Here is a 19463-nt window from a genome sequence, read left to right on the forward strand (position 1 = left end):
GCAAGTGAACCGGAAAAAGCCGAAACCGATCCGGCAAACGAACCGGAAAAAGGGAATGCCACGGCCATTTCTCCGGAAGAACCCGGCACAAACCCGGCAGATGAATCGGAACAGCTAAAAGCGAAAACGCCGGGATCCGATTCGGCAAGTGTGCTGCCAAAAGAGGATGCAGCGGCTGTTTCTCCGGAAGCAAGTACGGCGGCCATTGCAAGTGAACCGGAAAAAGCTTCCTCGGCATATGCTTCGGAAAAAACCGAAGCCATCCTGGTAAATGAACCAGACCAGCAAAACGCAGGAACACTGGGATTCAATCCGGCAAGTGAATTGTCAAAAGAGGATGCCGCCGTTTCTCAAGAGGCAAGCATGGCGGACCTTGCAAATGAGCCGGGAACCCCTTCGGCATATGCTTCGGAAAAAACCGAAAAAAATGCAGGAAATGAACCGGAACAGCGGCATACGGAGATGGCGGGCACTTCTCCGTCATCCGGCGAAGCAACAAAAACGGAAAGACGCCCGCGAAAGCATCTGCCGTTTAACGTGCTGATGCTGAAACAGGACCGCCGGAGGATCACAGAAAAGAAAGAGGCCCCGGGTCCCCGGCCGGAACAAGAAAATCCGGCCGAAAACAGCGGTGAAAAACCGTTTTCTTTCCCGTCGCTTTCGTTGCTGGAGCCGCCGGTGAAGCAGACCCGGGATGAGGAGTGGATCAAAGAACAAAGCTATACGCTGGATGAGGCACTTGAAAATTTCAATGTCCGCGCGAAAGTGGTAAACGCAAGCCAGGGGCCTTCCGTCACCCGGTTTGAAGTCCAGCCTGAACCGGGCGTAAAAGTCAATAAAATCACCAATCTGAACGACGACTTAAAATTAAGCCTCGCTGCGAAAGATATCAGGATCGAAGCGCCGATTCCGGGCAAGCATACGGTCGGCATTGAAATCCCGAACTTGAAAAGCCGCCCTGTCCGTTTGCGTGAGATCATCGGTGATCCCGTATTTCAAAACAGCAAATCTCCGTTGACGGTTGCGATGGGCCTGGATATTTCGGGGAAACCGGTTGTAACCGACCTGCAAAAAATGCCGCACGGGCTGATTGCAGGCGCCACCGGATCGGGAAAAAGCGTCTGTATCAATTCGGTGCTTGTTTCGCTCCTGTATAAAGCGGCGCCGCAGGATTTGAAACTGCTCCTGATCGACCCGAAAATGGTGGAGCTTGCGCCATATAATCAAATTCCGCATCTCGTCAGCCCTGTCATTACAGATGTCAAAATGGCAACAGCGGCATTAAAGTGGGCGGTTGAAGAAATGGAAAGGCGTTATGAATTGTTTGCCCATGAAAGTGTGCGCGATATTCACCGTTATAATGAAATGGCCGTCCGTACCCGCAGGTTTTCCGAAAAGCTGCCGTATATTGTCATTGTCATCGATGAGCTCGCTGATTTAATGATGACCTCACCGGGGGATGTCGAAGATGCCATCTGCCGGATTGCACAAAAAGCGCGCGCCTGCGGGATTCACCTGATTCTGGCGACACAGCGGCCGAGCGTGGATGTCATTACCGGCTTAATCAAGGCCAATATCCCGACGCGCATTGCTTTTTCCGTCTCTTCACAGGTCGATTCGCGCACCATTATTGATATGAGTGGGGCGGAAAAACTGCTAGGCAAAGGGGACATGCTGTTTTTGGAAAACGGCACTTCCAAACCGGTCCGGCTGCAGGGCACTTTTGTGAGCGACCGTGAAATCGACGATGTTGTGTCATCTGTAAGGGAAACCGCAGAGCCGGAATATTTGTTCCAGCCTGAAGAATTGCTGAGACAAACGGAAACGGGCGAAGAAGAAGACGAGCTTTTTCCCGACGCCTGCGAATTTGTCATTCACCAGGGCGGGGCGTCCACGTCACTTTTGCAGCGCAATTTCCGGATCGGCTATAACCGGGCTGCCCGCCTGATTGATATGATGGAGCAGCAGGGGATTATTTCCGGGGCGAAAGGAAGCAAGCCGCGGGATGTTTTAATAACGAAAAGCGAATTGATGCAAATGCAGGAAGCAGAAAGCAGAGAGTGATGGTTTTTCCTTATAGCCGGCAGCTGTTTTGGCAAGGATAGTGGAAAAAGGGCATGAAGAATGCGGATGTGAGCTGCCCTTTCCGGCTTCCGGCGGGCTGCGGGCAAAATTCCGCTTTTTCATGTTCACGGCTGCCTGGAAATGATATAATGATGGAGTATGATTTTTTTATGATGGGCATGAAGGCGGCCGTATAAAGCCTGTACAGCTGCTGTGGAAACATGCCTTATCGCACATGGCGGGTTTTTATCATATACTGCATACATATAGACATTGTTGGAGGTTCTATTATGACTGTATACCATTTCGTAGGGATTAAAGGATCGGGCATGAGCGCACTGGCACAGATCCTGCATGACATCGGATACGAAGTGCAGGGGTCTGACGTGGAAAAGCGCTTTTTTACCCAGCAGGCATTAGAAGATGCCGGCATTAAGATCCTGCCTTTCAACCGGGAAAACATCCGCCCCGGCCTGACGGTGATTGCCGGCAATGCTTTTCCCGATACGCACGAAGAAATTGATGAAGCGATGAAACGCGGCATTCCTGTGATCCGTTACCATAAATTTCTCGGTGAGTTTCTGAAAAATTTTACGAGCGTTGCTGTAACAGGCGCGCACGGCAAAACATCGACTACCGGGCTGCTTGCCCATGTCATGCATGAGATCAAGCCCACTTCCTATTTGATCGGGGACGGAACGGGAAAAGGGGTTCCGGGAGCGGAATATTTTGTATTTGAGGCATGTGAATACCGGCGCCACTTTCTTTCCTACCATCCGGATTATGCGATTATGACCAATATTGACTTCGACCATCCGGATTACTATGCGAACATTGACGATGTCTTTTCCGCTTTTCAAGAAATGGCGCTGCAAGTCAAAAAAGGCATCATCGCTTACGGGGATGACGAGCAGCTGCAAAAAATCCAGGCAAAAGTGCCGGTTGTTTTTTATGGCTTTGAAGAAGGCAACGATTTTCAGGCAAGAAATATTGTGACGGAGCCGCAAGGAACGAAATTCGATGTGGTGGTCCGCAATAGTTTTTACGGAACGTTCGAAATTCCCTCCTTCGGGAACCACAATGTGCTGAATGCGCTCGGGGTCATCGCCCTCTGCCAATACGAAGGCATCGAAAAAGAAGCGGTTGAAACGCATTTAAAAACATTTCACGGGGTCAAACGCCGCTTTACGGAAAAAGAAATCGGCACGCAAATCATCATTGATGACTATGCCCACCACCCGACCGAGATTAAGGCAACCATTGATGCCGCGCGGAAAAAATATCCGGAAAGAGAGCTTGTCGCCGTATTCCAGCCGCATACTTTCAGCCGCACGCAGGCATTTCTTACAGAGTTTGCGGAAAGTTTAAACCTTGCAGACCGGGTTTTTCTGTGCGATATTTTTGGCTCGGCGCGTGAACATCACGGAAAGCTTTCTATTTACGATCTGCAGGAAAAAGTCGGCGGATCGCAAATTATCAAGGAAGAGGACATGTCCCCGCTTCTTGGCATTGAAAACAGTGTCATCCTCTTTATGGGTGCCGGGGACATCCAAAAGTACCAAAAGGCATACGAAACATTGCTGCAAAAACATGTAAGCCGGTAAGGCAGAGGCATTGTCCGAAAAACAGGCGGGCAATGCCTCTTTTTGTTATGAGATTTGTCAAGCAGAAAATGTTTCCATTTTTGTTGGCATAAGGCGGCCGTTATGCGAAAATAAGGGTGGTACCCGCAAAGATTTCAACCCCCAATTGTTTAAGGAAGGCGATTTGGGGTAATTTTATTGTACATGGAGGTGGTAACGAAAGATGAAAATCATCCTGTATTTGAGCGTGGCGCTAATTGCTGTTGCATTCCTCATTCTGGTCATCGCCCTGACGAGGACATTGAAATCATTAAGCAAAACATTGGACAACTTGTCGGATACGGTAAAGGGCCTTGAAGGGCAGATGCACGGCATTACAGAGGAATCTACAAAATTACTGGAAAAAACGAATGTGCTGGTTGAAGACATCGAGCATAAATCGGAAAGGCTGAACAGTGTCGTCTATGCCGTGGAAGATATCGGTGTTTCCGCCCAGCAACTGAGCCAGACGCTGCGTAAAGTCACAACATCGATTGCTTCGGCCGTCAGCAAAAGGCAGGACAAAATTGCACAGGCCGTGCAATGGGGCGCTGCGCTGAAGGAAATAAAAGATAGATGGTCGGGCAAAAAAGGTGCAGGCACGAATGAAACCCATCCTGTCCATGCCCAAAACCCTGTCCCGAAACACCTTCTTGAAGAACCGGCCCGCAATGATGAAAGGCTGCTCCAACGGGTAAGAAATTCATAAACTGAAGGAGGAATTTACATGTCTGAAGAACAAATGTCCACGAAAGATTTTTTGACTGGTGCAATTGTCGGCGGTGTTGTCGGTGCTGCGGTAGCGCTTATGTTGGCGCCGAAATCAGGGAAAGAACTTCGGGAAGACTTAAGCGGCCAGGTGGAAACCATCAAAGGAAAAACAGACGGCTGGCGTGAATTTGCGACCGAAAAAGGGACCCAGCTCGCTTCGCAGGCTGCTGAAAAAACAAAACAAGTACGCGATTTTGCCGTGCAGAAAGGCAGCCAGCTGAAAGACAGCGCCGTCCAGACCGCGCAGCAGGCAAAAGATAAAGCAGAAACGGATATGGGAGATGTGAACCAGCAAAGTTCAAATTCAGGCAGTTCCTCATCGGCCGGCGAGTAACGGCGCAAAAAAAGCGGCATGTCTGCCGCTTTTTTTTGCGCTTTTCAGGCGGCAAAACAGAACAAGACGAATGATACGGGCTAAGAGCCTGCCCCTTTTTGTGCGCTTTTTTTCAGGCCGAGCGGGAACCTTTTTCCGAAAAAAACATATAAAACAATAACAGGACGGTTGTTGCTTTAGTACATAAAAGCGTTTATCCAGTAAAGAATTTTTCCGTGACTTTTTAAAATGAATCGATTATAATAAATGCAATCACTTGTAAGCTTCTATGGCAACAGGCACCGGCAACAAAATGAGATAAGGATATTGACAGAGAGGATGAGAGGTACGTGGGGAACAGAGAGCTTGAACAATTGCGGAAAGAAGTTGAAGAAGTAAACTTAAAGCTGCTGGAGTTGATCAACAAGCGGGGTGAGCTCGTCCAGGAAATCGGGAAACTGAAAGAAGCCCAGGGCGTAAACCGCTATGACCCGATCCGGGAACGCGAAATGCTGAATGCCATTATAGAACATCACGATGGCCCGTTTGAAACGTCTACCATTGAACATTTATTTAAAGAGATTTTTAAAGCGGCCCTTGAACTGCAGGAAGATGACCACCGGAAAGCATTGCTTGTTTCGCGGAAGAAACAGCCGGAAAATACAATTGTTGACATTAAAGGCGAAAAAGTGGGCGACGGCAACCCGCATTTTGTATTCGGCCCGTGTTCGGTTGAATCGTACGACCAGGTTGCGGCTGTTGCGGCATCCGTAAAAGCGAAGGGGCTGAAACTGCTTCGCGGCGGCGCCTACAAACCGCGCACCTCTCCGTATGATTTTCAGGGGCTTGGGCTTGAAGGCCTGAAAATTTTAAAGCAGATTGCCGATGAATATGATCTCGCTGTGATCAGTGAAATCGTGACACCTGCTGATCTCGAAAAAGCGGCCGATTACCTCGATGTAATCCAAATCGGCGCGCGCAATATGCAGAATTTCGAGCTGTTGAAAGCGGCAGGTTCCATCCAGAAGCCGATTCTCTTAAAACGCGGGCTCGCGGCAACGATTGAAGAATTTATCAATGCCGCTGAATACATTATGTCAAGAGGAAACGGACAGATTATTCTTTGCGAACGGGGCATCCGGACGTACGAACGGGCGACCCGCAATACGCTCGATATCACGGCGGTTCCGATTTTAAAACAGGAAACGCATTTGCCGGTATTTGTGGATGTGACCCATTCGACAGGGAGAAGGGATTTGCTCCTTCCGGCTGCCAAAGCGGCGCTTGCGATCGGCGCGGACGGTGTGATGGCGGAAGTGCACCCGGATCCGGCAGTCGCGCTTTCGGACGCCGCACAGCAAATGGATTTGAAACAGTTCGATGCGTTTTATCAGGAAATCCAATCCGCCTTGCCGGCGAAAATATAAGGATCAGCATCCAGCCTTCTGCCTTGCAGAAGGTTTTTCTTTGTGGGGGATTTTTCCGGCCGTGTGGTGGCGTCGTCCTGTCATTTTTAAACGCAAGAACATCGAATGGCGGATAAACTAGGGATTGTTGAATAAGCGAAATTCCTTCACGTAGACGGTCTCTAGGTAAAGGAATGCCATCGTTTTTCGCGCCTTCTTAACATAGACGGGTTCTAAGTGAAGGAATGCCTTCATATTAGCTTGCTTTCTTAACGTAGACGCGCTCTAAGTAAAGGAATCCATCCAAAGTTCAGGCAGCCACGGCTAAGGAAGCGGGCAATATTCCAGCAAAAGCTCAAATTGGCCAAAATTCCGCTGTCATGTTGCTACATACGGCACGAAAGAAGCGGCGCCAACGTCCAGACGTCGTCTTTACCCCTAAAATTCTTTGTGAAGAATGTGGCAATTTTGTGTCAAACCTTGCAGGAAGTTTTTGCCTGGCTTATCATATATGGTATAATGAGAAGTCTAATGAACCGATAAAAGTGTCGAACGCGATCGTGTTTGGGCATTTTTTTGTACGATACACCAGAGGAAAAAGCCTTACATTTCTATGTTTAAGACAGGCTGATTGGTGAAAACTATGAACAGGACTTGTATATTGGAGAGTGATTGAAAGATGAATATTACGATTTATGATGTTGCCCGTGAAGCCAACGTTTCCATGGCAACGGTCTCGCGGGTCGTTAACGGAAACCCGAATGTGAAACCGACAACAAGGAAGAAAGTGCTCGAAGTGATCGACCGGCTCGGCTACCGCCCGAATGCGGTTGCGCGCGGCCTCGCCAGCAAAAAGACGACAACCGTGGGCGTCATTATCCCGGATGTGTCGAATATGCTGTATGCGGAACTTGCCCGCGGGATTGAAGATATCGCGACGATGTACAAATACAATATTATTTTAAGCAATTCCGACCAAAATAAGGAAAAGGAACTGCGCCTTTTGAACACGATGCTCGGCAAACAGGTGGACGGCATTGTGTTTATGAGCGGGAATATTACGGAAGAGCATATTGAGGAATTTGAAAAATCTTCAGTCCCGATCGTACTCGCCGGGTCGATTGAACCTACGGGGAAAATTCCGTCCGTTAATATCGATTATAAAAAAGCGACCATTGAAGTGATCAGCGAATTTGCCAAAAAAGGCCATAAGGAGATTGCATTGGTAATCGGGCCGCTGCATGATGCGGTCAACCGCGAATTGCGCCTGGAAGGATACAAAGAAGCGCTCCGTAACGCAGGCATCGAATTCAATGAGGATTATGTGCTGGAAGGGGACTATACATATGATTCCGGCATAGAAGCATGGCAACGGCTTCAGGAATTGGACAAGACCCCTACGGCCGTGTTTGTCGGAAACGATGAAATGGCACTCGGCGTAATCCACGGCGCCCTTGATGCCGGCGTCAACATTCCGGAACAGCTGGAAGTCGTTTCTTCCGATAATACGCGTCTCGCTGAAATGGTGCGCCCGCAGCTGACTTCCGTTGTCCAGCCGTTGTATGATATCGGTGCTGTTTCCATGCGGCTTTTGACGAAATACATGAACAAAGAAACCGTAACGGAAAACCAGGTCATCCTGCCGCACCGCGTGGAGTACCGGAATTCGACAAAATAAAAAAGCAGCATGGGCGTAAAACGCTGCGCACCATTGAAACGAATAAAATTAAGGCCGGTGCTGCCAGAATGGTCTGGCAGGGCCGGCTTTTTATTTTGTTTGTTTAATGAATTGCAGCAACCGGTTCAGCACAAGCCGGTTTTTTTCTTCAATTTCCGGTTTGCGCGGGATCGGGCGGTATAAACCTTCCGGGTCGTCCCATCTTTCAGGCAGGGGGTAGGGGGAGATTTTTTGCCATTTTTCGAGCCATGCAGCAGGGATCTCTCCGCCTCCGCCTGCCTTTTCCGCCATTTCCAGCCAAATGAGTGACCAGGCCCGCGGCACGACCCGCCAAATGTCATAGCCGCCCCCGCCGGTTGCAATCCACCGGCCTTCGCAATATTCGTGCGCAATTTTGTGGGCCAGTTTCGGAATTTCGCGGTAAATGTTCATCGTCGCGGACAAATGGGTGAGCGGGTCATAATAATGGGCATCCGCCCCGTTTTGCGTGACCAGTACATCCGGCTTGAAATATGCGGCGATTTCTTCCAATGCTTTTGAATAACATTCCAGCCATGATTCGTCTTCTGTAAACGCATCCAAAGGAATATTGAAAGAATAGCCATATCCTTTTCCCGTTCCCCATTCGTTGACATTACCGGTGCCGGGGAAAAGGTAACGGCCTGTTTCATGGATGGAAAACGTGCAAACATTTTCATCATCGTAAAAAGCCCACTGCACGCCGTCGCCGTGGTGGGCATCCGTGTCCACATAAAGAACGCGCGCGCCGTATTGTTTGCGCAAATATTTGATTGCAATCGCCGTATCGTTATAGATGCAAAATCCGGAAGCTTTGCCGCGGAATCCGTGATGCAGCCCACCGCCAAGGTGCAAAGCATGCCGCGCCCTCCCCGACATCACTTCTTCGGCTGCCTGCAATGTGCCGCCGGCGATTAAAGCGCTTGCTTCGTGCATATTCGGAAAAACAGGGGTGTCTTCTGTCCCGAGCCCGTAATTTTCAGCTTTGACAGGATCAAGTTTTCCATGGCCGGCCAGTTTTACGGCTTCCACATAAGACGGGTCATGGATAAGCAACAGTTCTTCATCAGCAGCTTTCCGCGGTTTGACGATATCCTCCTCGCTTAAAGCCCCGATCGTTTCGAGCAGCTCTTTTACCAATTGGAGCCGCATCTGATTAAACGGGTGGTCATCGCGGAAACGGTAAGCCAGCAAATCGGCGGAATAGACGAAAACAGCATCTTTCATCGCGGCATCCCCGGCATATTCGGCCAGAGTACTTCATAGCCGGCCTCCTTCAAATGCGTAATGAGGGACACCGGATTCATCGTGCTGACCCGGAACACGAGCACACGGTTTTCCTCATTTTTACGGTCGGGGTAAATCAGCACACTTAAAATATTCAGATGATGTTCGTATATGATTTCGGTAATATCGCGCAGGATGCCGGTCCGGTTGCGGGCGCAGATTTCAATCTGCGAACTCGGATGCCCTGCGCCGGTCAGATCGACAAAAGTCTGAAGCAGATCGGTCCCTGTCACAATCCCGGCCAGCTGCCCGTTTTCAAGAATCGGCAGGCAGCCGATCCGGTTGTCATTCATGAGCGCGGCAATGTCTTCGATAAAGTCGAGCGGATGCCCTGTCAAAAGGTCCGTTTTCATAATTTTTTCAAGCGGCAGCGAAAGTTTTTCCAGCTGCTCGCCCGGGAAAAACGGATTGGGCGCCACTTCCTTGATGTCACGTTCAGTGACGACCCCGCACAGTTTGCCGTTTTGGTCGAGCAGCGGGATATGGCGGATCTGTTCCTTCTGCATCAATTTTAGCGCGTCCTGTACGGTATGCCGGGGCGACAGCGTCTTGACGTCTTTTTGCATGATTTCTTCCACAATCATCTTTACCCATCCCCTTTTGCCGAAGTTTTAGTACATATACCGGTTTTTAAAGCGGATCCGGTCAAATTTTTCAACAGATTCCTGATCGACTCTTTTCCCGATCCGCACCATTAGGCAGTTTGCCGGATGCGAGCAAATTTCGGGATCGTCCGTGGCGAACCATTTCAAGCCGCCTGCTGCCATCATTTTTTCCATCATCTTCCGGTATTCCCACACGTTCAGGCCGGTTCCTTTCATATCCCAGTGCCAGTAATATTCGGTCGTGATAATAATATAATCTTCCATCGCGTCGTCCATCATGGAGACTTTCAGCAAATGCTTGCCGACAGCGCATCCCCGGTATTCCGGAATGACTTCGATTGCGCCGAGTTCGAGAAGATTGTCCATATGGCCCTCTGACCAGCGTTCGAGCGGGTCCGGGAAAAGAAACGTGACATAGCCGACGATTGTATTGCCGCTGCGTGCCAGAATGATCCTCCCCTCCGGCAGGTCGGCAATTTCAATCAGGGCAGCATGCTGTTTCGGCGCGGGGCGGAAAGCTTTTAAGTCTTCATGGAATTCCATTTCCGCAAGCCTTTTCCCGGGAAGCGGCCCTTCAATCACAAGCGGCCCTGCTTTTGTAGGCAATTCGATAGCATAATATGTTTTCTTATGTTCCATTTTTCCACCATCCCTTGAACAAATCAAAGAAAAAACAGTATGATGAATGACCGTTCATTTCACAATTTCATCATCTCATGTTTACAGAACAAAAACAATATGGAAAAAAGGGAAATTCCAGAATTGTTCACAATGGTGGCATTTGCGGAAAGAAGTTTTAAATTGTGAATAAAACAGTTTTCATATATAATAAATGTGTGAATCTAAACAAAGGGGGACCTTACATGAAACTGGAAGCGTTACCAACCGTACAAGGGGATTTCAATCTGAAAAACTATGAAGAAACCCGCAAAACGTTCAGCTGGAAAGACGCCGAGAAAAATTTTTCATGGTATGAAACAGGGCGTGTCAACCTGGCGTATGAAGCCATTGACAAACATGCGGAAAGCTCCCGCAAAAATAAAGTAGCGCTCATGTACTTAAGTGATTCACGCAACGAGAAATATACTTACTATGAAATGAAAAGGCTGACAAACAAGGCGGCAAATGTTTTAAAAGAAAAAGCGGGCGTCCAAAAAGGTGACCGCGTTTTCATCTTTATGCCGCGCTCTCCGGAACTGTATTTTGCCATGCTTGGCGCCATCAAGCTCGGCGCCATTGTCGGCCCGCTGTTTGAAGCGTTTATGGAAGGGGCTGTAAAAGACCGCCTTGAAGACAGCGAAGCGAAAGTGCTTGTGACAACCCCTGACCTTGTCGGGCGTGTCCCGGCTGATCAACTTCCGGCATTGGAAACCATCTTTGTTGTCGGGGAAAATGTCAAAGAAGAAGGAAAGTACGCAGACTATCTGAAATATTTTAACGAAGCTTCCGATAAACTGGAAATCGAATGGGTTGACCGGGAAGACGGGCTGATCCTCCACTATACGTCCGGTTCAACCGGAAAGCCAAAAGGCGTCCTCCATGTCCATAATGCCATGATCCAGCATTACCAGACGGGAAAATGGGTGCTTGATTTAAAAGAAGATGATATTTACTGGTGCACGGCAGACCCGGGATGGGTAACGGGAACTTCTTACGGCGTGTTTGCGCCATGGTTAAACGGCGCAACAAACGTCGTTGTCGGCGGCCGCTTCAGCCCGGCAGCGTGGTACAGAACGATTGAACGGTTCGGCGTCACCGTTTGGTACAGCGCCCCGACTTCGTTCCGGATGCTGATGGGGGCCGGCAATGAAATCATTAACCAATATGACCTCTCGACATTGCGCCATATTTTAAGTGTCGGTGAACCGCTGAATCCGGAAGTGATCCGCTGGGGCAATGAAGTATTCGGGCTCCGCATCCATGATACATGGTGGATGACGGAAACCGGCGCACAGCTGATCTGCAACTATCCTTGCATGGATATCAAACCGGGATCGATGGGGAAACCGCTCCCTGGCATTGAAGCGGCCATTGTTGATGACCAGGGAAATCCGCTTCCGCCGAACCGGATGGGCAATCTCGCCATTAAAAAAGGCTGGCCTTCCATGATGCGTGCCATCTGGAACAACCCGCAAAAATATGAATCTTACTTTTTCCCGAACGGCTGGTACGTTTCCGGTGACTCGGCTTATATGGACGAGGACGGCTATTTCTGGTTCCAGGGCCGCGTGGACGATGTCATCATGACGTCCGGCGAGCGGGTCGGGCCGTTTGAAGTGGAAAGCAAACTGATCGAACATCCGGCCGTTGCGGAAGCCGGCGTCATCGGCAAGCCGGATCCGGTCCGCGGCGAAATTATTAAAGCCTTTATCGCTTTAAGGGATGGATACGAACCGTCAGATGAGCTGAAGGAAGAAATCCGCCAATTTGTGAAAAAAGGGTTGGCCGCCCATGCCGCGCCGCGGGAAATCGAGTTTTGCGAAAAACTGCCGAAAACCCGGAGCGGGAAAATCATGCGCCGCGTCCTGAAAGCCTGGGAACTGGATCTGCCGGCCGGGGACCTTTCGACAATGGAAGATTGATAAAAAGAGCACCCCTGAAAACCGGAGATCCGGTTTTCAGGGGTACCCCTTTATTCCATAAAATCGACATTTAATCCCCTAAATTGGAAAAACTTGCTTTCATCCGGAAATAGCCGAAAGTTGGCAGTCTTGCCTGTCCGGAGTTTGACGAGTATAATATCCTCGTATTTATTATGCTGGAGAAAAGAAAAAGACATCCCCCGCGATATATGATCCATGGCTCGGAGGACATCGGACGACATGTTGAAAACACGCCTTATGCCAAAAGAAGTATTTCGCCTGACAATGGGGGAATGAACATTGACCAATTTATTAAGTGATAAGAATCTCAAGCAACTGAAATCGATGGCACATGCTACACAAAAAGTACCAAAAGGAACTTTTGTTTTTCGGGAAGGGCAAGCTGGAGAAAACTTTTTTCTCGTTCTATCCGGCAAATTTGAGATTAGTAAATTGACGGGGGATGGGAAAGAGCTATGCTTGCGCCTCTGTGGGGAAAATGCAGTAATTGGAGAATTAATGGTCTTTTCGAATAATGGGAAATACCTCTTTAACGGCCGTGCATTGGAAGACAGTGAGGTTCTCGTAATCAAAAATAAGGTAATCGAACAAGAACTGCTTGTAAATGCTGATTTCGCATTCGAGTTTTTGAAAATGATGACGGATCATTTCCGTAAACAGCATACGAAATTCCGTGATCTTGTATTGTATGGAAAAAAAGGTGCGTTATACTCTACATTAATTCGGATTTCAAATAGCTACGGTGTAAAAGTTGATGGCGGGATTTTGTTGGATGCGCCGATCACCCATCAAGAATTGGCGAATTTTAGCTCAACATCCCGTGAAAGTGTTACAAGGGAATTGAATGATTTAAAGAGTAAAGGCGTCATTTCTTTTAAAGGGAGAAAAATTATTATTCATAGTTTGGATTACTTAAAATCAAAAATCAATTGTGAAGGTTGTCCAGCATCATACTGTGTCATTGATTAGCATTTTTCAGCGGGAAAGAAACGGTTAAGGATATTCTTAATGGTTTCTTTCCCGCTTTTATTATGATCGTTGTCTGGCATCGTGATGTAAACCACTTTTTCTTCCTGATGGTCTTTTACAATATTTATGAGGAAGATATCCTTTTCCCAATGGCAGAACAATGATGATCAGCAAGCGAAAAAGAGGAATTAGAATACGATAAGTATAACCCCTTCGAACTTCCGGAGGGCTTTTTTTTTGCAAACTGAAGATGAAATGCCGGAAGAACAGTCAAAAATACTGAAGCAACAGACTGATAAGTATGTAATCTTTACAAATATGTGAATAACATGAGAGATGTGACGTACTGCACATTTCTTATGTTCATTTCCCGCTATATTGAACATATCAAATGAACTGAATGAGGAGTGAGCGATGTGAGGAAGAGGTCACCGCTTTTCAACCGCTTTAAATATAGTAAACCAATTGAAAAACATGCAGATGGACATAGCCAGGTCACCTATGGGGACAGAGAGTGGGAAAATGCATACCGCAGAAGATGGCAGCACGATAAAGTCATTCGTTCAACACATGGGGTGAATTGTACCGGATCCTGCAGCTGGAACATCTTTGTTAAAGATGGCATTGTAACGTGGGAAGGGCAGCAAACCGATTATCCGTCAACAGGCCCGGATATGCCTGACTTTGAACCGCGGGGCTGTCCTCGTGGCGCCAGCTTTTCATGGTATATATACAGTCCGCTACGTGTGAAATATCCATATGTCCGCGGCATTTTATTAACAATGTGGCGTGAAGCATTGGCAGAGCATGATAATCCGCTTGATGCCTGGAAAAGTATCGTTGAAAATCCTGAAAAGGCGAAACGCTATAAACAAGCTCGCGGTAAAGGTGGATTTGTAAGAGCGGATTGGGATGAAGTGTTGAAGCTTATTTCTACTTCACTGCTTTATACAACTTTAAAATATGGACCGGATCGCAATATTGGTTTTTCACCAATTCCAGCGATGTCGATGGTAAGTTACGCAGGTGGTTCACGGTTCATGCATTTGATGGGGGCACCAATGTTAAGCTTTTACGATTGGTATGCTGACTTACCTCCTGCATCTCCACAAATTTGGGGTGATCAAACAGACGTACCTGAAAGCAGCGATTGGTACAATGCTGGTTATATCATCACATGGGGATCAAATGTGCCGTTAACGCGAACACCTGATGCCCACTTCTTAGCGGAAGTGCGTTATAAAGGAACGAAGGTTATTTCGGTCAGTCCCGATTATGCTGAATCAACGAAATTTGCAGATGACTGGATGTGCGTGAAACAAGGGACAGACGGTGCTCTTGCGATGGCAATGGGACATGTCATTTTAAAAGAATACTATGTTGATCAGCAAGTACCTCATTTCCATAACTATGCAAAACAATATACAGATTTTCCATTCCTCGTCACTTTGAAAAAGCAAGAGAATGGTCACTATGTTGCCGATCGTTTTTTAAATGCAAGCGATATTGGCAGAAAAAGCGAAAATGGAGAATGGAAACCGGTGCTTTGGAATGAGCTTACGAATGATTTCGCCAACCCGAACGGTACGATGGGATCAAGATGGGATGGCAAAGGAAAATGGAATTTAAACATGAATGATGAAGAAACAGAAGAAGCGATTGACCCAAGATTATCTCTTTTAGGAATGGAAGACCAGATTACAAATATCCAAATTCCGTATTTTTCAGAGGAAGGAAATAAAGTGCTTGAGCGTGCGGTTCCCGTTAAAAAAGTGCAAACGGAAGAAGAAGAACTGTATGTGACAACCGTGTATGATCTCGTCCTTGCCAACTACGGGGTAGATCGCGGAATTGGCGGAGATGTTGCAAAAGATTACGACGAAGACATTCCTTTCACACCGGGATGGCAAGAAAAAGTGACAGGGGTTAAACGTGAGTTAGCAATCAAAATTGCCCGTGAGTTTGCGCAAAATGCAATCGATACGAATGGACGGTCAATGATTATCGTTGGCGCAGGGATTAATCACTGGTTTAACTCTGACATGATCTATCGCGCTGTTTTAAATCTTGTCTTGTTTGTAGGAGCACAAGGTGTAAATGGCGGAGGATGGGCACATTATGTCGGCCAGGAAAAATTGCGTCCTGTCGAAGGCTGGCAAGCAATCATGTCTGCGCGTGACTGGCAAATGCCGCCAAAATTGCAAAACGGTACATCATTCTTCTATTTTGCTACAGATCAATGGCGTTATGAGGATACACCTGTTGGCGACCTTGCTTCTCCAACTGTTGATAAGGCAAGATACCAACATTTTGCTGACTATAATGTTCTGGCAGCAAGATTAGGCTGGCTGCCATCCTATCCAACTTTCGAAAAAAACGGCATCGATTTATACAAAGAAGCCGTCCAGCAAGGGGCTAAGACGCAAGAAGAAATCGGCCAATATGTCGCACAGCAATTGAAAGAAAAGAAATTGCGTTTTTCAATAGAAGATCCTGACAATGAGAACAACTTCCCAAGAAATATGATTGTTTGGCGTGCCAATCTCATCTCGAGCTCAGGAAAAGGGCATGAATATTTCTTGAAATATTTGCTTGGTACGACAAACGGTTTAATGAATGAAGATGATGAAAGCTTACGTCCAGAGGAAATTGAATGGCGTGAAGATGCACCAGAAGGAAAATTAGATTTGCTTATTAACTTAGATTTCCGGATGGCAGGAACTGCTTTGTATTCTGATATCGTATTGCCAGCTGCAACATGGTATGAAAAACATGATTTAAGCAGTACAGATATGCATCCGTTTATCCATCCGTTCAATCCGGCAATTGCTGAGCCATGGGAAGCCCGCTCTGACTGGGATATCTTTACTTCTTTAGCTGAGGCAGTATCTAAACTGGCAACAGAGTTAAATATGGACCCGATTAAAGAAGTTGTCGCAACGCCAATTCAGCACGATACAGCCGGGGAAATGTCACAGCCGCTTGGCCGGGTTAAAGATTGGAGTAAAGGCGAAGGAGAACCAATCCCAGGAAAAACGATGCCGCAAATTCATGTTGTAGAACGTGATTTTACAAAGATTTATGAAAAAATGACGGCATTAGGGCCAAATGTAATCAAAAAGCCGTACGGAACAAAAGGTATTTCATGGTCAGTGGAAGAGGAATACGAAAAACTGAAAAAAACATTAGGAACGGTAAAAGGCACAACGATTGCAGAAGGCTGTCCGGATATTAGCACAGCAAAAAAAGCGGCGGAAGCAATTTTAACGCTTTCCTCTACGACGAATGGCCATGTTGCGGTCAAAGCTTGGGAATCACTTGAGAAAACAACGAGCCTCAGTTTAAAAGATTTAGCGAGTGAACGGGAGGAAGAATGCTTTACATTTGAACAAATTACAGCTCAGCCAAGAACGGTTATTACGTCTCCGGCATTTAGCGGTTCTGAAAAAGGCGGGCGGCGATATTCACCATTCACGACGAATGTGGAGCGTCTTATTCCATGGCGGACATTAACAGGCCGGCAATCATATTATCTCGATCATGAAATAATGCAGGAATTTGGTGAAGCAATGGCAACATTCAAGCCGATTCTTCAGCATAAACCGTTTAACAGTAAGCGCCCGGGAATCGAAGGAAAAGAAATTACTTTAAATTATTTAACACCGCATAACAAATGGTCGATTCATAGTATGTATTTTGATTCTCAGCCGATGCTGACCCTTTTCCGAGGCGGACCAACGATTTGGCTGAACAAAGATGACGCTGCAGAAGCAGACTTGAAAGATAATGATTGGATTGAATGCTTTAATCGCAACGGTGTCGTTGTAGCCCGGGCTGTCATCTCCCACCGGATTCCACGCGGGATGGCATTTATGCACCATGCACAAGATAGGCATATTAACGTACCTGGAACGAAGCTAACAAATAATCGCGGTGGTACACATAACAGTCCTACTAGAATTCATGTGAAACCGACGCATATGATCGGCGGCTACGCGCAATTAAGTTATGGATTTAACTATTACGGACCGACGGGAAATCAACGTGATTTGAATGTCATTATCCGGAAGTTGAAGGAGGTTGATTGGCTTGAAGATTAAAGCACAAGTCGGAATGGTAATGAATTTAGATAAATGTATCGGCTGCCATACTTGCAGTGTGACATGTAAAAATACTTGGACGAACCGTGCAGGCGCAGAATATATGTATTTTAACAATGTCGAAACAAAACCTGGGATCGGCTATCCGAAACGATGGGAAGATCAAGAAAAATACCGCGGAGGCTGGGAGCTAAAAAATGGTGAACTGCGCTTAAAATCGGGATCAAAAGCAAACAGGCTAAAAAACATTTTCTACAATCCGGATTTACCAACGATTGATGACTATTATGAGCCTTGGAATTATGATTATGAAACATTAACAAATAGTCCTGAGAAAAAACATCAGCCTGTTGCGCGCCCTAAATCAGCGATTACTGGTGACTTCATGGAATTAAAATGGGGACCAAACTGGGAAGATGATTTAGCAGGTGCACCGGAAACAGCATTAAAAGATCCGAACATCGAAAAGATGGAAAACGATGTAAAAGCGGAATTTGAAGATGTGTTTATGATGTATTTGCCACGTATTTGTGAGCATTGCATGAATCCATCTTGTGTATCGGCATGTCCTTCAGGGGCAATGTATAAACGCGACGAAGACGGAATTGTCCTTGTTGACCAAAATGCATGCCGTGCATGGCGCTTCTGCGTATCAAGCTGTCCTTATAAAAAGGTGTATTTTAACTGGAAAACGAGTAAAGCAGAAAAATGTACGCTTTGCTTCCCAAGAATTGAGGCAGGATTGCCAACAATTTGTTCGGAAACATGTGTTGGACGTATCCGCTACTTAGGCGTCATGCTATATGATGCTGACAAAGTGGAAGAAGCTGCAAGTGTTACAGATGAAAAGGATTTATATGAATCACAACTATCTGTTTTCTTAGACCCGAACGATCCAGAAGTGATAAAACAGGCAAAAGAAGACGGAATTCCAGAACAGTGGATCAAAGCGGCACAACAATCGCCTATTTATAAAATGATTATCGACTGGAAAATTGCGCTCCCATTACATCCAGAATATCGGACATTGCCAATGGTTTGGTATATCCCGCCATTAAGCCCGATTACAAATATGATCGAAGGAAAAGGAAGCAATGCAACCGAATCTGATATTTTCCCGGCAATCGATCAAATGCGCATTCCAATTGAATATTTAGCTAATTTATTAACAGCTGGGGATCAACAAATCATTCGTACGGTACTGAAAAAAATGGCTGCAATGCGAATTTATATGAGAGCAGAGCAAACGAATCAAACTCCGGATGCTGATATGATAGAAGCATTAGGATTAACGGCAACAGATATTCAAGATATGTATCGCCTTCTGGCCATTGCCAAATATCAAGATCGTTTTGTTATTCCGCCATCTCATCGTGAACAAGTGGCAGATATATATTCAGAACAAGGTGCGTGTGGCTTATCATTCGCAGGCGGACCGGGTGCATGCGGGGTCATTTCTTAATAAGGGGCTGTGAAGTATGGAGTATCAAGAAGCACAAAATGTACTCGAAATCTTATCTTACTTACTCTCTTATCCAGATCGGGAATGGCAGGAAGGATTGAACGAGTGTTTGAACATTTTGGATGATTTGCAAGACGAACAGATTGCTCAGGGTTTAAAACAGTTTATTGAAAAAGTGCAAACTCAAGATAAAGATAGATTCATTGAATCATATGTATACACCTTTGATTTTGGAAAGAAAACGAATATGTATTTGACCTATATGGTTACAGGTGAACAACGCGAACGAGGCATGGAACTATTAGATTTAAAACAAATTTACCAATCAGCTGGATTTGCTGTTACAGATAAGGAGCTGCCGGATTACTTGCCGCTGATGCTCGAAATTGCTGCACAAGCCAAAGAACAGTACACAGTCCAACTTTTGCATAGATACACAGACAATATTGCTGAAATTCATCAGCAGCTGCAAAAGATGGAAAGTGAATATGCGATTGTGTTCACCATCCTTTTGCAAGTCATTCATGAACTTACAAATGATCACATCGTTGAAGGGATCGGATAA

General features: G+C 46.6%; 14 protein-coding genes. 11 read left to right on the forward strand and 3 right to left on the reverse strand.

Annotation, left to right across the window (positions count from 1 at the left end; all coding sequences use genetic code 11):
- The 6 genes from P9687_RS13965 to ccpA form a co-directional block, all read left to right on the forward strand.
- Positions 1-2064 (forward strand): DNA translocase FtsK (locus tag P9687_RS13965; RefSeq protein WP_328228910.1); only part of this gene is annotated, 2064 nt, incomplete at its 5' end.
- 290 nt (positions 2065-2354) lie between these two features.
- Positions 2355-3668: a UDP-N-acetylmuramate--L-alanine ligase gene (gene murC / locus P9687_RS13970; protein WP_061087216.1), complete on the forward strand. Its 1314-nt coding sequence runs from the start codon at positions 2355-2357 to the stop codon at positions 3666-3668.
- A 202-nt stretch (positions 3669-3870) separates the two neighbouring features.
- A complete protein-coding gene (locus P9687_RS13975) occupies positions 3871-4395 on the forward strand; it encodes a DUF948 domain-containing protein (RefSeq protein WP_013859980.1) in 525 nt (174 codons plus the stop codon).
- Positions 4396-4413: 18 nt separating this feature from the next.
- Positions 4414-4791: a YtxH domain-containing protein gene (locus P9687_RS13980; protein ID WP_013859979.1), complete on the forward strand. Its 378-nt coding sequence runs from the start codon at positions 4414-4416 to the stop codon at positions 4789-4791.
- A 329-nt stretch (positions 4792-5120) separates the two neighbouring features.
- Complete coding sequence (locus P9687_RS13985; protein WP_041819260.1) at positions 5121-6197, forward strand: bifunctional 3-deoxy-7-phosphoheptulonate synthase/chorismate mutase; 1077 nt, start codon at positions 5121-5123, stop codon at positions 6195-6197.
- A 658-nt stretch (positions 6198-6855) separates the two neighbouring features.
- Positions 6856-7854, forward strand: coding sequence for a catabolite control protein A (gene ccpA / locus P9687_RS13990; protein ID WP_161655028.1), 999 nt, complete (start codon positions 6856-6858; stop codon positions 7852-7854).
- Positions 7855-7944: 90 nt separating this feature from the next.
- On the opposite strand, the gene P9687_RS13995 is transcribed toward ccpA, so the two are convergent.
- The 3 genes from P9687_RS13995 to P9687_RS14005 are packed head-to-tail and all read right to left on the reverse strand — an operon-like array spanning position 7945 to position 10403.
- On the reverse strand, positions 7945-9099 hold the full coding sequence (locus tag P9687_RS13995) for an acetoin utilization protein AcuC (protein ID WP_328228473.1): 1155 nt from the start codon (positions 9097-9099) through the stop codon (positions 7945-7947).
- Positions 9096-9743 (reverse strand): acetoin utilization AcuB family protein, encoded by a 648-nt coding sequence (locus P9687_RS14000; protein WP_328228472.1) that lies wholly within the window; start codon positions 9741-9743, stop codon positions 9096-9098. The genes P9687_RS13995 and P9687_RS14000 overlap by 4 nt, the downstream gene beginning before the upstream one ends.
- Before the next feature lie 27 nt (positions 9744-9770).
- Positions 9771-10403, reverse strand: a complete 633-nt coding sequence (locus P9687_RS14005) for a GNAT family N-acetyltransferase (RefSeq protein WP_328228471.1) — start codon at positions 10401-10403, stop codon at positions 9771-9773.
- A 224-nt stretch (positions 10404-10627) separates the two neighbouring features.
- On the opposite strand from P9687_RS14005, the gene acsA reads away from it, so the two are divergent.
- The 5 genes from acsA to narJ all read left to right on the forward strand — a co-directional run bounded on the left by acsA (position 10628) and on the right by narJ (position 19463).
- Positions 10628-12346, forward strand: coding sequence for an acetate--CoA ligase (gene acsA / locus P9687_RS14010; RefSeq protein WP_328228470.1), 1719 nt, complete (start codon positions 10628-10630; stop codon positions 12344-12346).
- A gap of 345 nt (positions 12347-12691) precedes the next feature.
- Positions 12692-13336 (forward strand): Crp/Fnr family transcriptional regulator, encoded by a 645-nt coding sequence (locus tag P9687_RS14015; RefSeq protein ID WP_051034706.1) that lies wholly within the window; start codon positions 12692-12694, stop codon positions 13334-13336.
- A gap of 416 nt (positions 13337-13752) precedes the next feature.
- Positions 13753-17436 carry a nitrate reductase subunit alpha gene (locus P9687_RS14020; RefSeq protein ID WP_061565173.1) on the forward strand — a complete coding sequence of 1228 codons (3684 nt, stop codon included), beginning with the start codon at positions 13753-13755 and terminating at the stop codon, positions 17434-17436.
- Positions 17426-18898, forward strand: a complete 1473-nt coding sequence (narH, locus tag P9687_RS14025) for a nitrate reductase subunit beta (RefSeq protein WP_328228469.1) — start codon at positions 17426-17428, stop codon at positions 18896-18898. The genes P9687_RS14020 and narH overlap by 11 nt, the downstream gene beginning before the upstream one ends.
- Before the next feature lie 16 nt (positions 18899-18914).
- A complete protein-coding gene (narJ, locus tag P9687_RS14030; protein WP_017552831.1) occupies positions 18915-19463 on the forward strand; it encodes a nitrate reductase molybdenum cofactor assembly chaperone in 549 nt (182 codons plus the stop codon).

It is taken from the genome of Weizmannia sp. CD-2023 (assembly GCF_036225245.1).
Taxonomy (GTDB): domain Bacteria; phylum Bacillota; class Bacilli; order Bacillales; family Bacillaceae_C; genus Weizmannia; species Weizmannia faecalis.

Excerpts from the sequence above, each read along its gene's own strand:
- P9687_RS13975 (WP_013859980.1), top strand. The coding sequence starts at position 3,871 with ATGAAAATCATCCTGTATTTGAGCGTGGCGCTAATTGCTGTTGCATTC.
- P9687_RS13995 (WP_328228473.1), bottom strand. The coding sequence starts at position 9,099 with ATGAAAGATGCTGTTTTCGTCTATTCCGCCGATTTGCTGGCTTACCGT.
- murC (WP_061087216.1), top strand. The coding sequence starts at position 2,355 with ATGACTGTATACCATTTCGTAGGGATTAAAGGATCGGGCATGAGCGCA.
- narJ (WP_017552831.1), top strand. The coding sequence starts at position 18,915 with ATGGAGTATCAAGAAGCACAAAATGTACTCGAAATCTTATCTTACTTA.
- acsA (WP_328228470.1), top strand. The coding sequence starts at position 10,628 with ATGAAACTGGAAGCGTTACCAACCGTACAAGGGGATTTCAATCTGAAA.
- P9687_RS14000 (WP_328228472.1), bottom strand. The coding sequence starts at position 9,743 with ATGATTGTGGAAGAAATCATGCAAAAAGACGTCAAGACGCTGTCGCCC.
- P9687_RS14005 (WP_328228471.1), bottom strand. The coding sequence starts at position 10,403 with ATGGAACATAAGAAAACATATTATGCTATCGAATTGCCTACAAAAGCA.
- ccpA (WP_161655028.1), top strand. The coding sequence starts at position 6,856 with ATGAATATTACGATTTATGATGTTGCCCGTGAAGCCAACGTTTCCATG.
- P9687_RS14015 (WP_051034706.1), top strand. The coding sequence starts at position 12,692 with ATGGCACATGCTACACAAAAAGTACCAAAAGGAACTTTTGTTTTTCGG.
- P9687_RS13980 (WP_013859979.1), top strand. The coding sequence starts at position 4,414 with ATGTCTGAAGAACAAATGTCCACGAAAGATTTTTTGACTGGTGCAATT.